9 protein-coding genes are annotated in these 14,116 nt (G+C 45.2%); all 9 read right to left on the bottom strand.

Annotated elements, in window-relative coordinates:
- Nucleotides 1-4: 4 nt before the first annotated feature.
- Nucleotides 5-3,871 (bottom strand): EAL domain-containing protein, encoded by a 3,867-nt coding sequence (locus CCU_RS10300; RefSeq protein WP_015534597.1) that lies wholly within the window; start codon nucleotides 3,869-3,871, stop codon nucleotides 5-7.
- 158 nt (nucleotides 3,872-4,029) lie between these two features.
- Nucleotides 4,030-5,130 carry a UDP-galactopyranose mutase gene (glf, locus tag CCU_RS10295; RefSeq protein WP_015534596.1) on the bottom strand — a complete coding sequence of 367 codons (1,101 nt, stop codon included), beginning with the start codon at nucleotides 5,128-5,130 and terminating at the stop codon, nucleotides 4,030-4,032.
- Nucleotides 5,131-5,135: 5 nt separating this feature from the next.
- On the bottom strand, nucleotides 5,136-7,706 hold the full coding sequence (locus tag CCU_RS10290) for a polysaccharide pyruvyl transferase family protein (protein ID WP_015534595.1): 2,571 nt from the start codon (nucleotides 7,704-7,706) through the stop codon (nucleotides 5,136-5,138).
- A gap of 28 nt (nucleotides 7,707-7,734) precedes the next feature.
- Nucleotides 7,735-9,567, bottom strand: coding sequence for a glycosyltransferase family 2 protein (locus CCU_RS10285; protein WP_015534594.1), 1,833 nt, complete (start codon nucleotides 9,565-9,567; stop codon nucleotides 7,735-7,737).
- Nucleotides 9,568-9,615: 48 nt separating this feature from the next.
- A complete protein-coding gene (locus CCU_RS10280; RefSeq protein ID WP_022217009.1) occupies nucleotides 9,616-10,476 on the bottom strand; it encodes an ABC transporter ATP-binding protein in 861 nt (286 codons plus the stop codon).
- A gap of 12 nt (nucleotides 10,477-10,488) precedes the next feature.
- Complete coding sequence (locus CCU_RS10275) at nucleotides 10,489-11,277, bottom strand: ABC transporter permease (protein WP_015534593.1); 789 nt, start codon at nucleotides 11,275-11,277, stop codon at nucleotides 10,489-10,491.
- Nucleotides 11,278-11,302: 25 nt separating this feature from the next.
- Nucleotides 11,303-12,334 carry a glycosyltransferase family 2 protein gene (locus tag CCU_RS10270; RefSeq protein ID WP_015534592.1) on the bottom strand — a complete coding sequence of 344 codons (1,032 nt, stop codon included), beginning with the start codon at nucleotides 12,332-12,334 and terminating at the stop codon, nucleotides 11,303-11,305.
- Nucleotides 12,331-13,116, bottom strand: a complete 786-nt coding sequence (locus CCU_RS10265) for a glycosyltransferase family A protein (RefSeq protein ID WP_242859110.1) — start codon at nucleotides 13,114-13,116, stop codon at nucleotides 12,331-12,333. Before CCU_RS10265 ends, CCU_RS10270 begins: the two co-directional genes overlap by 4 nt.
- Before the next feature lie 199 nt (nucleotides 13,117-13,315).
- Nucleotides 13,316-14,116: UDP-glucose 4-epimerase GalE (gene galE / locus CCU_RS10260; protein ID WP_208896162.1), on the bottom strand; the 801-nt coding region annotated here is incomplete at its 5' end.

Genomic DNA, 14,116 nt, shown 5'->3' with positions numbered 1-14,116 from the left:
GCGCCTACAGATCGACCATCTGCACTTCCCTGTTCTTTGATATTCCATTCACCATGAAGCTCACTCTACCGTTACCGATCACGATATTTTTCTCCTCTGCACCTATATCAGTTCCCACACTGTTGATCACCTGTGTGTTGATATCCGAGTTGGAGAATTCCAGTCTGGCGGTGTGGGTGCTGTTACCCATGGCGTAGGCATCCTTGCCCTGTGCCACCACCTTGACGTAAGCGTACTGTATGCTGACGTCCGTATCGCCCTCACGGCAGCCTATACCATAACATTCATTTGCCCTGATGTTCATAGTAATATTGATATTCTTCATGGCAACCCTGCAGAACTTTCCATTCATGGTTCCTATGACTGCTGTCGAGATGGATGCCCCGGATATCTTGCCGGATATATTGTCAATAGCTATATCCGCGCTTCCGTTATATGAGCCTATGGATACACTCCTGGCGATTCCATTGTATATCTCCATGTCACAGTTCTCTATGTGAAGAGTGCAGTCGCTGTCCATGCAGCCTATCATCACACCCTCCTGACCTCTCTGATCTATCTCGTATCGTCCGTGTCCAATATATATATTACCGCCAAGGCCGGATCCTATTCCAATGCCCCTCATTCCGGTGGCCGTTATGGACAGCGTTCCATCCTGATTGAAATACAGATCTCCGTGTCTCGACGCAAAATCGTTTCCTATTCCAAAGTATCTGCCACCCGCAAGTGTGATCCTCAGATCTCCATCTCCGGCAAGCTCGAGCTTTGACGACTCGGCTACCTGTATACCGCCTGTGCGCAGCTCATTGTCCCCGGTGAGGACTATCCTGACATCGCAGTTGTCTTCTATCTTTATACAAGGTATGCCCTTCTCTCCTCCAAGGCTTATGCTGTCCACCCTGAGCTCGCCTCTGAAGCCGTCTCCTATGGTTATCAGCATGTTGGACTTGAAGCCCGGTGTACCTGTCATGTTGACGTACCTGTACTGGTCATCTATCTTCTTGAAATCAAGCGCCGTATATTTGTTAAATGCAAGCTGAACCATCGATATCTCGTCTTCATCGGTTATGACATAGGTCTTCTTGCCATGCTTTGTGATCTCGTTCTGATTGTACTGGACTATCTCGTTTATGATCCTCTTATCTATCTCGGCAATCGCCTCCGGTGAAGGCTTCGCCGTGTAGTAACCCTGAATGAGATCTGCGCCAAGTCTGATGACCTCCTTGAGTTCAACATCCAGCTCAACGCCCTCCGCCAGAGTGACGATATCATTGTCATGCGCAAATTCTATAATATCCTTAACAAAATGCTGCTTCTGCGGATCCTCATGTATATTTGTCATGAGCATCCTGTCTATCTTCACGTAACGCGGCATATATCTGAGAAGATTGTTGACATTTGAATAACCTGAGCCATAGTCATCTATGGCGGTCTCTATGTTCATCCTGCCGTACTTGTCCTTTATCTGATCCAGTAGCTGGTCGCTCATCTCAGCCTCCTCGGTGAATTCCACGACCACCTGTCCACCAAATTCCCTGAGTTTGCTCTCTATGACAGCGGTGTCCTCCTCCGACAGCATGCAGCCCGGTATACTGTTAAAGAATATCTTTCTGCCCTCAAGTTCCTCTCGCTTGTCCTCAACGAGTCTCAACACATTGATAAATGTGGCTCTCTCCACATCGCTCAGACGTCCAAGTCTCTCAGCACTCTGTATTATGTCGAGAGGAGACATGTACTGCTCTCCTGCCGATCTCATGAGCACCTCATAGGCATAGATCTGACCTGTGCGGGCATTAACTATAGGCTGGAAATGATATGTGAGCAGATTCCTGTCAAGAATCTCCGTGGCAAGCTTGTCCTTCTCTATATCCTCCTGTGACAGCTCTGCATTTCTCGTGCTCTCAATGTACGCCTTCATCTTGGCATTGTTCTTGTTGCTTATGAGTGCGTTCACATAGTTGTCCAGAGCCTCCGCATTCGCAACCATCTGTCTGTCCACCGCATAGCATATCTCCATGACAAAATTGTCGCCATTTTTCCTGTTAAACTCCCTGGTACGGCTCTCCACACTCTTAACTATGGCGTCTGCGTGATCCTCCGCATCTCCCATCACCTGATATGCCACGATGAACTCATCGTTACACATTCTCATACATACGTCTGATTTCTCAAGGGATGCCGAGATCATTCTGGCAAGTGCCTGTATGGCCTCGTCCCCGACCTTTCTGCCGAGACTTGCATTTATCTGTCCCAGTCCCTTTATATCTATAGCCAGCAGCTCAATGCTCCTGCCATGTGCAACGGCATCGTTACACATATCCCTGCACCTCGCCATAAATCCGTTATAATTGTACACTCCGGTCAGATCATCACGGATCTGCGATGCATTGACCTTGTCCAGAAGCTTCTGAAGACTCGCCTGTCTGTAGAACGCCTCCATGCCCTGCATGATCTGCTTGATCCATGTGCTATATGAAATATCGTACGCCCTGCACTCGCTTCCATAGCTCACAACCGCATATCCAAAACATCTGTCGTCGAAATTGAGTGGAGTGAATATGTAAGCCTCAGGTCTGTCCCTGTCTGCATCCAGCTCAGGTATCAGTCTGGACACGTCAAAACAGTCATCGAAATCTATCGCACCGTCTCCATCACCGCAGCTTCTGATGACCCTGTATATATTCTTCGTGTATCCGACTCTCAGTGCATTTGACCCCATCATGACCTCAGGAAACTTCCAATATTCATTCAGGCAGAGACTGAAACTGCTCATGTTGCCATCCGTATGGGCATACTGGAATATGGTATTGTAGAATTCCCTGTAATCTCTCTGGGATAACAGATCCTCCATCATATGGTTATAGTATGAACCATAGCTTCCCGGCTGAGCGTTCATATCCCATGCCGTCACGTCTCTCTTTCCCGGCTTCTCCGTACACTGCTCACATCCACAGCTTTTTCCCCAGTGTATAGACGCACTGCTCCTATAGTTCTCCAGAGATCTTCCGTTTATCTCTGCGTCTATCCATTTTGCGGCGTACTCGCCGTCAACCTTTGCAGGTATATCAACCGATGTCAGCGGTATGACTCTGTCATCGTTCGTCTCCGCAGCGTCATATCCCGTTATCGCTATATCCTCAGGGACCCTCACGCCTCTCTGTTCCAGCTCAGCCGCCAGCCCCAGTGCCATGTGATCACTGGCACACACCACAGCCTGTGGAAGTCTGTCTCTGTTCTCTGTTATCTCCATTGCGGTCTGGCGTCCTGAGTCAAACCAGTTATTGCCATAGTAGACCGACGATTCATCCACATCGATACCATGACTCTTCATGCTGTCAAAGAATCCCTGCTTCTTCAGCTCGGAATTGGCAGTATTCTCCCAGCCATCAAGCAGCACTATATCACGGTATCCGTGCTCTTCTATGAGATGATCCGTAAGCCCGCATATATTCTTTCTGTGATCAATATTTATGGATTTATATCCTTCTATCTCGTCGCCGACTATCAGTACCGGGCCATCAAACTCATGCTCCACACGCCACCGGAGTCCCTCCTCTGTTCCCGGCGTCCTGATCCTGTCAGTACATATGACCACCGCATCATATTTGTCAAATTCTATCAGGTTGAATATGTTGGCGTCCCCCACTTCTCTGCTAGCTGTATCCTGATACTTCAGATACATTGAGAACACGCACACATCATAATCAAGCTGAAATGCCTTCTCAAAAAACCCCGAGAGGAATCTACCCTGGGTGTACTCATCAGCCTGGGCTGTCAGTACCGCAATCCTCTTCCTTGTCATAACATATACACCCTTTACCCTTTTAATTTTTACCCCCTGGGCACCATATCCACCAAATAACATGCCCATAATTAGTATAATTCTATCACGTTCTGTCGAAAGTGTATATCTTTTTTATTTTGCCGTATCACCCATGCTTCCGGCACGCAAAAAGGACGCATATACGGAAAATCTGTATTCCGGTATGCGTCCCTTTGTATGGCTTTATAATATGCTCTATCTCACGATTAGAACTCTGCCTCAACACACTCAAGTGCTGCTGCGATTACCTTGTCCATATCATAATACTTGTACTGTCCAAGTCTTCCGCCGAATATTACATCCTTGCGTGTCTCTGCAAGCTCCTTGTACTTCTCGTAAAGCGCATTGTTCTTGTCGTTGTTTACAGGGTAGTATGGCTCTACGCCCGGCTTCCACTCTGCTGAATACTCACGGCTGATAACTGTCTTTGGCTGCTTTCCAAACTCAAAGTGCTTGTGCTCGATTATTCTTGTGTATGGAACATCTCTGTGTGTGTAGTTCACAACAGCATTTCCCTGGTAGTTCTCCTCATCGAGTACCTCTGTCTCGAATCTTACTGAACGGTACTCAAGTGGTCCGTACTGGAATCCGAAGAACTCATCGATCATACCTGTGTATACAGTCTTGTCTGCGATGTCAGGATTCTCCTTGATAAAATCGAAGTAATCTGTGTCAGTCTTGACCTCAGCGCCCTCAAGCATCTTCTCAATGATCTGTGTGTATCCGCCCATTGGGATTCCCTGGAAACGGTCATTGAAGTAGTTGTTGTCGTATATGAATCTCAGAGGCAGTCTCTTGATAATGAATGCAGGAAGCTCTGTACATGGTCTTCCCCACTGCTTCTCTGTGTATCCCTTGACAAGCTTCTCATACACATCTGTACCGGCAAGCTTGAGTGCCTGCTCCTCAAGGTTCTTTGGCTCTCCAATGTTCAGATCTGCGATCTGCTTCTCGATGATTGCCTTTGCCTCTGAAGGCTTCTTGATTCCCCACATCTTGCTGAATGTGTTCATGTTGAATGGAAGGTTGTACAGCTCATCCTTGTATGAAGCTACAGGTGAGTTAATGTAGTTGTTGAACTCTGCAAACTGGTTTACATACTCCCAGATCTTCTTGTCAGATGTGTGGAATATATGTGCACCATACTTGTGAACATTTATACCCTCCACCTGCTCTGTGTAAATGTTGCCGGCAATATGTGGACGCTTGTCTATAACCAGACAGCTCTTGCCTCTCTTGCCTGCCTCGTATGCAAATACTGCGCCGAATAATCCGGCTCCTACTATGAGGTAATCATACTTTGCCATGTTACTTAATCCTCCTTATCTTCCGCCAATCTCTTATCTATAATTGGATATGCTCTATAACCCTCAAACTCCTTAGGTCTGAACAATACTTCCTTAAGCCATGCAAGGGATCTCTCCCTCTCTGACATAAGTATCTTATTAACATTGTCGTAATCCACAGGCTTCAACAGCTCATCATTTCCAAGAATGTCTGCCGCATCCTGAACGTAATGATCTCTCACCTGGAATACATCCACGAGGGATTCAAATCTTGTCATTCCTCTTGCACTGTTTGCAAGTCCGATAAAGTTTGTCTCAAATACAAGTGAGAAGCTTATTCCGTGGCATGAATCAGTGAGAACGAAATCTGCATTTCTGAAATAGTTCAGCCAGTCCTCGACTGTTATGTCGTCGACGATCTTGTCGTCCATATCCATGATCTGACGGTTCTTCACCGGGTCCTTTGGACGTCCGTCCAGAAGAACAACTACCTCAAGGCCGAGCTTCTCTGAAACCTCAACCACTGCGGCTCTCTTCTCCGGAGTTGGATCAAGTATATATGCAAGCATATATTTGCCATCGTGCTTCTTCTTTGCCTTGTCTGCCAGTGAATCGAATACCTTTCTGTCTGCAACAAATACAGGATCGAGAACTCTCACCGCATCTATTCCATACACATCCTTACAGATCTCAACTCCACTGGTCTCTCTGATGGATATTCCATCAAACTGTCTCATGTATTCAGATATCGTCTCCCTGTCCTGTACATTACAGAAATCCCTGTCATGTCCAAATGATGCAGAGAATGCGATCTTCTTCTTATCCGGCTCAACAAAATCGAAATAGAATGAGAAGCCGAAGCCTCTGCTTATACCTCTGTTCCACACCTGATCTGATCCCATGATGAATGTATCGACCTTGGAATTGAGCTCCCTCATATCCTTCAGTGTGTATCTCTTGCTCTCATGGTAATGTGCCTTTGCAAATCTTCTCGCATGGGTGTCAGGCTTGCCGGCTCCGGTCTTGGCTGCAGGCATGTCTATCATGAGCACTGACAGACCAAATGATCTGATGATCTCGTGAAGTGCGTAATAGGTAGCAACACTTCCGTAGTTTGCACCGAACCACACGCCATATATACCTACATCGTACTTGTCCTTTATGGCATAATCGTATGCCTTCTCCATGGATGAGCCATTCTTTATCTGCTCAAAATATCTCTGTCTGGCAGGATGATTCTTGAAGCAGTGGTCAAATGGCTGTCCTGTCTTGAGTACATCATCACAAGGTATCTCCTTGTTCAGGAGCAGCTTGTCTGCTATGGCAGCATATATCTTCTCACCCTGTGGGCTGTTGACTGACACAATGGATGTTCCCTTGCCGTCAGTGTAATCTCTGTTGTACTTCTGGATTCCCCAGAAATCTGCAAGTGTTATATCACCTGTTCTCGGAAGCTTCGCATATGCGCAGTGTCCACAGAACTTTCTCGTCGATATACAAGGAAGGAATGCTCTGTAATATGGATCCTGTGTCCTTGTTCTGTGATAAACTGTTCCGTCAGTGTACTTTACAGTCATCTCTGTAGACCAGCCGAAGTAGTCCTTGTCTCTGAATCCAACATCAGCAACCTTGCCCTGATCCTTGCCGTGGTATTTGTTCAGATAATCATCGAACAGCTTTGGCGATGGGCCGCCGTGGCACATCAGATCTATTGTGTAGAGATTTGATATATCCACATTCTTGAGTGTTGCGTAAAGTCCTGCGACCTGACATCCGCATCCGCAGAATACTACCACTCTGCCTTCCTTGAGTATCTTCTTAACGTCCGCATACACCTTCGATGCATCAGCCTGAACATACTTGGATTTTCTGAGCTTGTCCAGATCATCCGGGCTCTCTATGATAAAGTGTTCAACCTTGAAATCGTCTGTGTATCCTGCTCCGCATACAGCTCCCCCCTGCTCAAATGCATACTCAGCCAGCAGTGTGAATATTCCACCTGACGAACTCTTTGCCCTTATCTCATCGTCTGCATATGCCGCATAACATGCAGGCTCGACAGTGTTCTTATACTCAAGATTTATAGATGGACAGATCTTTCTGCACAGACCGCAGTTTGTACATTTGCTGCGATCCACTACAGGAGCAAGAAATCCCTCTGAATCATACTTCATGCTTATAGCATTTACCGGACATACACTGTAGCACGCGCCGCAGCCACAGCAGTAATCAGGATGTATGCATCCGACTGTCTTGTCGCTGTCGCGTCTCACCGCTTTCTTTCTCCACTCTACTCGCTCTTCTTCTCTCTGTCTGGCACTCTCCTGCTTCTCAAACACTTTGATCTCAGGCTCTGCTTTTTCCTTCGTGGTGAATACCTTATTCATCCTGATCTCAGCAGGCTCGACCTTTACAACAGGCTTTTTGCCGTCTCTGAGAGCGTAATCACCGCTCATCGCCCTCTGCGCCGCATTTACTCGCTGGGACGCCTTGAGCTTATCCTTTGGCTTCGAACCGTTCTTCTCTGAGGTGTAATCTCCCCCCAGTGCTCTTCCCGCAGCCGCCAAACGGTTTTTTATACCTTTAATAGTAGCCATACCCTAAAGATACTCCTTCCATATCACTTTATATATGCAGATATTCCTTCCAGAACTTAGTTGTCTTCATCTCGTCAAATGCATTTCTGTAAGCCTGCTCAACTTCCACATGTGTCTTCTTGTATTTAGCCAATACTTTTCTATATCTCTTTATAAGCGCAAAACAACGCTTTCTGTTGATTGTTCTTCTGACTCCTGTTCCACCGTTCTTGTTCACGGCAACGAGAGTCTTCTTCATGTAATTCTTTCCCGGAACAAAGAACCAGTCGTACGCGATGATATACGGTGTTCTTCTGAGCATGAAGTTTGGAAGAAGATGTCCGTTTATCGTGAGCACATACATTGCCTTGCGGAACAGATTAAGACTCTCATACTTGTATGGATCTGTAGGAAGATCCCCTGCATAGCCAAGCTCTGCCAGCGGCACAAGCTTCTCGTTCTTAGCATTGTGCTCCTTGAGGCTCTGCTCTCCGTCAAGATGCATGATATACTCTGGTCCCTTGAGGTAATCCTCAATGGAATCTATGAGCAACTCAGCATTGTTGTATGCAAATCTGGTTATATCCTTCCAGAACATTCCCTTTACTCTCGCAAGGAAATCCACATCCTGGCATATTCCGCTTGCCGCCTGGATAACAAAACTGTTTCTGTGAACCTGATAAAGCTCCATGGCGGCGTTGAATTTGCCTGCAAATCCCACATGCCATATACAGATACCATTAAGTGCTATAAATCCCGGCTTATTTCTCAGTGAGAACTCTACATCGTCACCTCTGACAAATACCGGAAGTGGTAAGCCTCTGTCCTCGATGTGCTCCACAGGTATACAGCAGTACCACCAGCCTGCATATGCATCATCGACATTGAAACTGTAGTTCTCATTTGCAACTATGTTCTTGAGAAGCCTCATATCCATAGCTGACTTGACCGGACCGTATGATCCGTCTGCCTTGTGGACAAATCCCACGTCCTCATACTGCTTCTGGCGTATGTCGTAATCGAACATGGCTCCACTCAGGAAGCACTTCTTGTACTCGTCTTTGAGGAGTCTGAGCAGATAATATGTTCTGAACAAACTCTCTGGCATGACCATAACGTCATCATCCATGAGGAGTACATGTGTAGGCTTCTTTGGAAGCTCCAGTGCCTCTATCATTCCACGGGTGAAACCGCCGGCTCCACCTACGTTGTTATTCATATAAACCTTGAGATCCTCACTGTCGAGCTCTGATGGATCGAGTTCTCTGTCATTGTCAATGACATGTACGAACATGTGTCCCTTGAGGTCGCTTCCATCATAGAGTACATTTGACTTGATGAGGTCTATATTACGCTTGATATATTCCTGCTTCTTGAATGTTGTTGTGACAAGAGAGATATTTACATCTCTTATTCTGTCCTCCTCGATGTCAGCAGAATAGTATCCGCTGTATATCTCTGTATCTTCCAGGGTATCCATATAGAAACCTACAAGAGCCTTATCTGTCTCTGGTATGTTCACAACCACCTCTGAAACCTCATCACTCTCAACTACCTGTGATACAAGTGGATTGTAGGTAACCGCAACGGATGCTGAATATATTGCATATACGGATATTGTAGCTTTTCCCTTCATTGTGAGGTGGAGCTTGAAGTTCTTTACCCCTGTATACTCTGACCAGCGTTTTACCTGAATGCAGTTGTAATAGCTCATGAAATTAACCTTTGTGAGCTTCTCAACAACATGACATTTCTTCTCTGAGTCGTATATAAATGGTGATTCCTCTCCCTTTCCAATGGCGCTGAATTCAGGATACTCTATCAAGTTCACATCCAGATTCATCTGCAGCATCACATTCTGCAACTTCACATTCTGTAACATTATCCAATCCTCCTGTGTTGTATATCAAACATCTTGCCTGATTTCTTGTTATTTCTTGTCCTTGCTCTGGGCCTTTGCCGGTGCAGGTGCATCCATCTCGGCCTTGAATGCATCGCATACCGTATCGGCATCTCCCACCATAACTACATTTCCATGATCCAGCCACATAGCCTTGTTACACTGCTTCTTGACAGCAGCTATGTTGTGGGATACATACAGCAGGGTCGTTCCATCCTCCAGCATGGCAGTCATCTTGGCCGCACACTTCTTCTTGAATCGCATATCACCTACAGCAAGTATCTCATCCGCAATGAGAATATCCGGCTCAACCGCCGTCGCTATGGAAAATGCAAGTCTGGTCTTCATACCTGAAGAAAAGTTCTTGACCGGAGAGTCAAGGAAATCCTGCAACTCTGAAAACTCAACTATATCGTCAAACTTCGACTCTATAAATGCCTTTGAATATCCCAGCAGAGTTCCGTTGAGAAATATATTCTCACGGGCCGTGAGCTGTGGATCGATTCCGGCTCCAAGCTCTATGAGGGCTGCCACAGTTCCCGATACCTTAACAGTACCGCTGGCAGGCTTCAATATTCTGCTGACTACCTTGAGCAGGGTGGATTTTCCGGCACCATTGGTTCCAAGGAAGCCCCACGCCTCGCCCTTCTTTATATCAAGATTGATGTCCTTTAACGCTATGAACTCCTGGAACATCAACTGTTTTGTCACAAGTCTTATAAAATACTCTTTCAGATTGTCCACCTTCAGATTGTTCTTGTTGAATCTTATGGTCACATCCTTGAGCTCTATAATGGTCTCACCCTTTGCCACAGTTGTTGTACGCTGTGCATTTGAGGTGAAAATCTTCTTATCATCAAGTTCGTTCTTTTTCTCTTCTACGTTAGCCAACTGCCACACCTCCTAAATATACAGAATGAACTTGTCCTGATTCTTCTTGAAACACAGCACTCCCAGTCCAAAGAAAAAGAATGCATAGAGGAATCCGAGACCGATAGTAGTGAGATCAGGCATCACTCCCTGATGCGCTATGCATCTAAACTGCTTGATATATACATACAGTGGGTTGAAGTAATTCACAAGTAACTTCAACCAGTCTGGCAGCATATCTATAGGATAGAATATCGCTGAACAGTACATCCACGCTGTGGTGACCGCATTCCATATATATCTTGTATCTCTGAAGAATACATGGAGCTGTGCAAGAAAAAAGCCCAATCCGCAGGCAAATATATAGGCCTGAAGGAATATGAACGGGAACAACAGCATCGTCCAGTAAAATGGTGAACGTGTGAATATGATAACGATAAGAAACGCTCCCAGTGAAAACAGGCAGTCAACAAGTGAGCTTGTGATCTTTGCCAGCGGGAACATAAACTTTGACACATACGTTTTCTTAAGCAGTGACGAATTATCTGTTATACTTCCAAGTGCCTTACCACATGCACCTATTACAAATTCGTACAGTATACGTCCTGCAAAAAGGTACACAGGGAAGTGTGGTATCGATCTGTTGAACATCTTGGAGAATACGATAACCATTACGATCATGATGAGCAATGGGTTCAGGATACTCCACACATATCCAAGAAAACTTCTTCTATACTTTAACTTTATATCTCTTGAAACAAGCTGATTTAAAAGATCTTTATAATTAAAAACTTCTAAAAAGCTTCCGCTTTTTACTTTCATTTTTCGTTAATCCTCCATAGTAAATCTATTCAAAACTCTTATTGTGCCTTACCTTGTTGTAAAGCTTTGAATTAAGCATTTTGTTGTAGCCTTCCAGACCCACATGCGCAGCATTCAGAAGCTTAAGTATCTTATAATGCTTCAATGTCATATCAACGACGTGTCTGTCTCTCTTGACTATATAACTCATAAGCTGATCTACCCGTGCAACACCTCTCTTTCTGTCGGAATCGCATAGCATGGAAGTTACCATGAAGCTCAGCAGAAGAAGATGTATCTTCTTGTCGCAGTATTCAAGAGCCCACTGCTCCGAGATGTCCTCTCTGTTCTTGAGCATCTTTACTATGACCATCTTGGTATGGTCGATTCTCTTGAACTGATTCTGCGCGGATACGCTCTGGGACACATCCCCGATCCTGTACTCGTACACGAACATATCGAGTGGCAGTATGGTTTTTGCCAAGCAGCATGGATATGTCGCATATTCGTGATCCTCGTAGAATACTTTTTCTGCAAGTCTGACTCCATTCTCACGGTAAAACTGTGTTCTATATGTTATTCCATGGAATGTGAGGCTTCTGTCAAATTTTTTCCAGTCTGACATGACCTCTTCCATAGTATATTCTCTGTCGAATTCATCAGGGAAACATCTCCAGTTCTTTATCTCCCCTGTTGTTATATTGATGGTGTGGTGACATGTCAGAACAACATCCGCACTGGCATTCTCGAGCTTTCCTATAAACTCAGGAATACTCTCTGTGAGAAACCAGTCGTCGGCGTCAAGCACCTTCATGTATCTGCCCCTGGCCTTCTCAGCTCCGGCATTTATCGCTGAGCCATGTCCTCCGTTCTCCTTATTAATAAGTGAATAGCTGTCAGGATACTTCTCAATGTACTCCTCACATATACTCTCACTGCCGTCTGTCGAGCCATCGTTTACCACTATCACGTCTATTTTGTCCATAAGCTCCGGAACAACAAGTGATCCAAGACATTTGTCAAGATATGGCTTGCTGTTGTAAGACGGAATTATCACACTTAATATTTTTTCACTCATTTCTTCTTCCCTAACCTGTTCTCATGTATTCCCTTCATAATAAGTCTGAAGGCCTTAAACCATGATATATCACTGTCAAACTGATGTCTCTTCCTTATACTGTAATACGCTGCGTACAATACCGCCGGTACATAACCCATGATGTATCTTGTCGTATTACCTCTGTTTATGAAAAATTCTTCGTTATACCCCTTAAACCATGTTGACTTTGTCTGCGCAACATCCGCTATGACAAATGGTACATAATATATTGCAAGCCCGTTCTTCCTGCAATCCGTGAGGAATCTGAATTCCTCTTCAGCTCCGTTGCCCGAGCCCGCACCCATGCGCTCATCAAAATATACATTATTATTGACTATGCTCTCTCTCTTGAATGATATCTGCCAGGATGCCACATGCATGAGATCCAGATATCCAAGCTTCTTAGGCATGTCGCCCCAATGGGCAGGTCTGTTGCCTATGTTGAATATGATGACATCCGCCTCTGGCAGATCTCTGTACGCAGTCAGTATCCCTTCTTCGTAATTTCTGCTGAACACCTCATCGTCATCACACAGCAGACACACATCCGCCTCGGAATGCTTTATAGCATAGTTCCTGCTCTTGGTAAGACCCTTGTCATTCACCGAAAAAATTCTTGTCTTATGTCCGTTCCTGTCATATTCATTGTACCCATCATATCCACACTGGTTGACTATGATCGTGTCGGACTCTATATGGGATTTCGTTATGATATCCTCATCCTGAAGGTTCATACACGAAAGCAGTATTTCTAGTCTCATATGTCAAACACCCATTTCTATCTGATAAAGCCCTAAAAAAGGGCATAATTAACAAAGACCGCAGAAAGCGTAGTTTACTTACTTATACAACGTCTCTTTTAAAAAGTCAATACACAGAAAAGAGCACCGGCAAATCTACATCTGATTATATATAGTATTTGTCGGTGCTCTGCTGCTTTATGTTATTTATATTTTGGAATTAGTCATTATATCCATTTGGATTCATCGACTGCCACTTCCATGAATCAGCACACATCTCGTCGATTCCGTACTGAGCCTCCCAGCCAAGCTCCTTCTTGGCAAGTGAAGCGTCTGAGTAGCATGTTGCAATATCTCCAGGACGTCTCTCCTTGATCACATATGGAACGTCATGTCCACAGGCCTTGCTGAACGCCTTGATAACATCAAGGACACTGTAACCATTTCCTGTTCCAAGGTTGTATACCTTAACTCCAGGATTCTCCTTGATCTTGTTGATAGCCTTTACATGTCCAACTGCAAGGTCTACTACATGGATGTAATCTCTCACACCTGTTCCATCCGGTGTGTCGTAATCATTGCCAAATACTCCAACGCTCTGAAGCTTTCCGATTGCAACCTGTGCAACATATGGAAGAAGGTTGTTAGGAATACCCTTTGGATCCTCTCCGATAAGTCCGCTCTTATGAGCTCCGATTGGGTTGAAGTAACGGAGAAGAATTACATTCCACTCTGGATCTGCTGTGTGGAGGTCTGTGAGGATCTGCTCGATCATCCACTTTGTCCAGCCATATGGGTTCGTAGGTGTTCCCTTTGGGCACTCCTCCGTGATAGGGATAAATGCAGGATTGCCGTATACTGTAGCTGATGATGAGAAGATGATGTTCTTGCATCCGTTCTTTCTCATAACCTCGCACAGGTTGAGGGTTCCTGTGATATTGTTCTGATAATACTCAAGTGGCTTTACAACTGACTCGCCAACTGCCTTGAGTCCTGCAAAATGTATTACACAGTCAGGCTT

Source organism: Coprococcus sp. ART55/1 (assembly GCF_000210595.1).
GTDB lineage: Bacteria > Bacillota > Clostridia > Lachnospirales > Lachnospiraceae > Coprococcus > Coprococcus aceti.
Note: the sequence above shows the minus strand (reverse complement) of the source record. Positions and strands in the feature narration are given on the sequence as shown.

Coding starts and splice junctions, on each gene's coding strand:
- CCU_RS10300 (WP_015534597.1), bottom strand. CDS start 3,871: ATGGGCATGTTATTTGGTGGATATGGTGCCCAGGGGGTAAAAATTAAA.
- glf (WP_015534596.1), bottom strand. CDS start 5,130: ATGGCAAAGTATGATTACCTCATAGTAGGAGCCGGATTATTCGGCGCA.
- CCU_RS10290 (WP_015534595.1), bottom strand. CDS start 7,706: ATGGCTACTATTAAAGGTATAAAAAACCGTTTGGCGGCTGCGGGAAGA.
- CCU_RS10285 (WP_015534594.1), bottom strand. CDS start 9,567: ATGTTACAGAATGTGAAGTTGCAGAATGTGATGCTGCAGATGAATCTG.
- CCU_RS10275 (WP_015534593.1), bottom strand. CDS start 11,277: ATGAAAGTAAAAAGCGGAAGCTTTTTAGAAGTTTTTAATTATAAAGAT.
- CCU_RS10270 (WP_015534592.1), bottom strand. CDS start 12,334: ATGAGTGAAAAAATATTAAGTGTGATAATTCCGTCTTACAACAGCAAG.
- CCU_RS10265 (WP_242859110.1), bottom strand. CDS start 13,116: ATGAGACTAGAAATACTGCTTTCGTGTATGAACCTTCAGGATGAGGAT.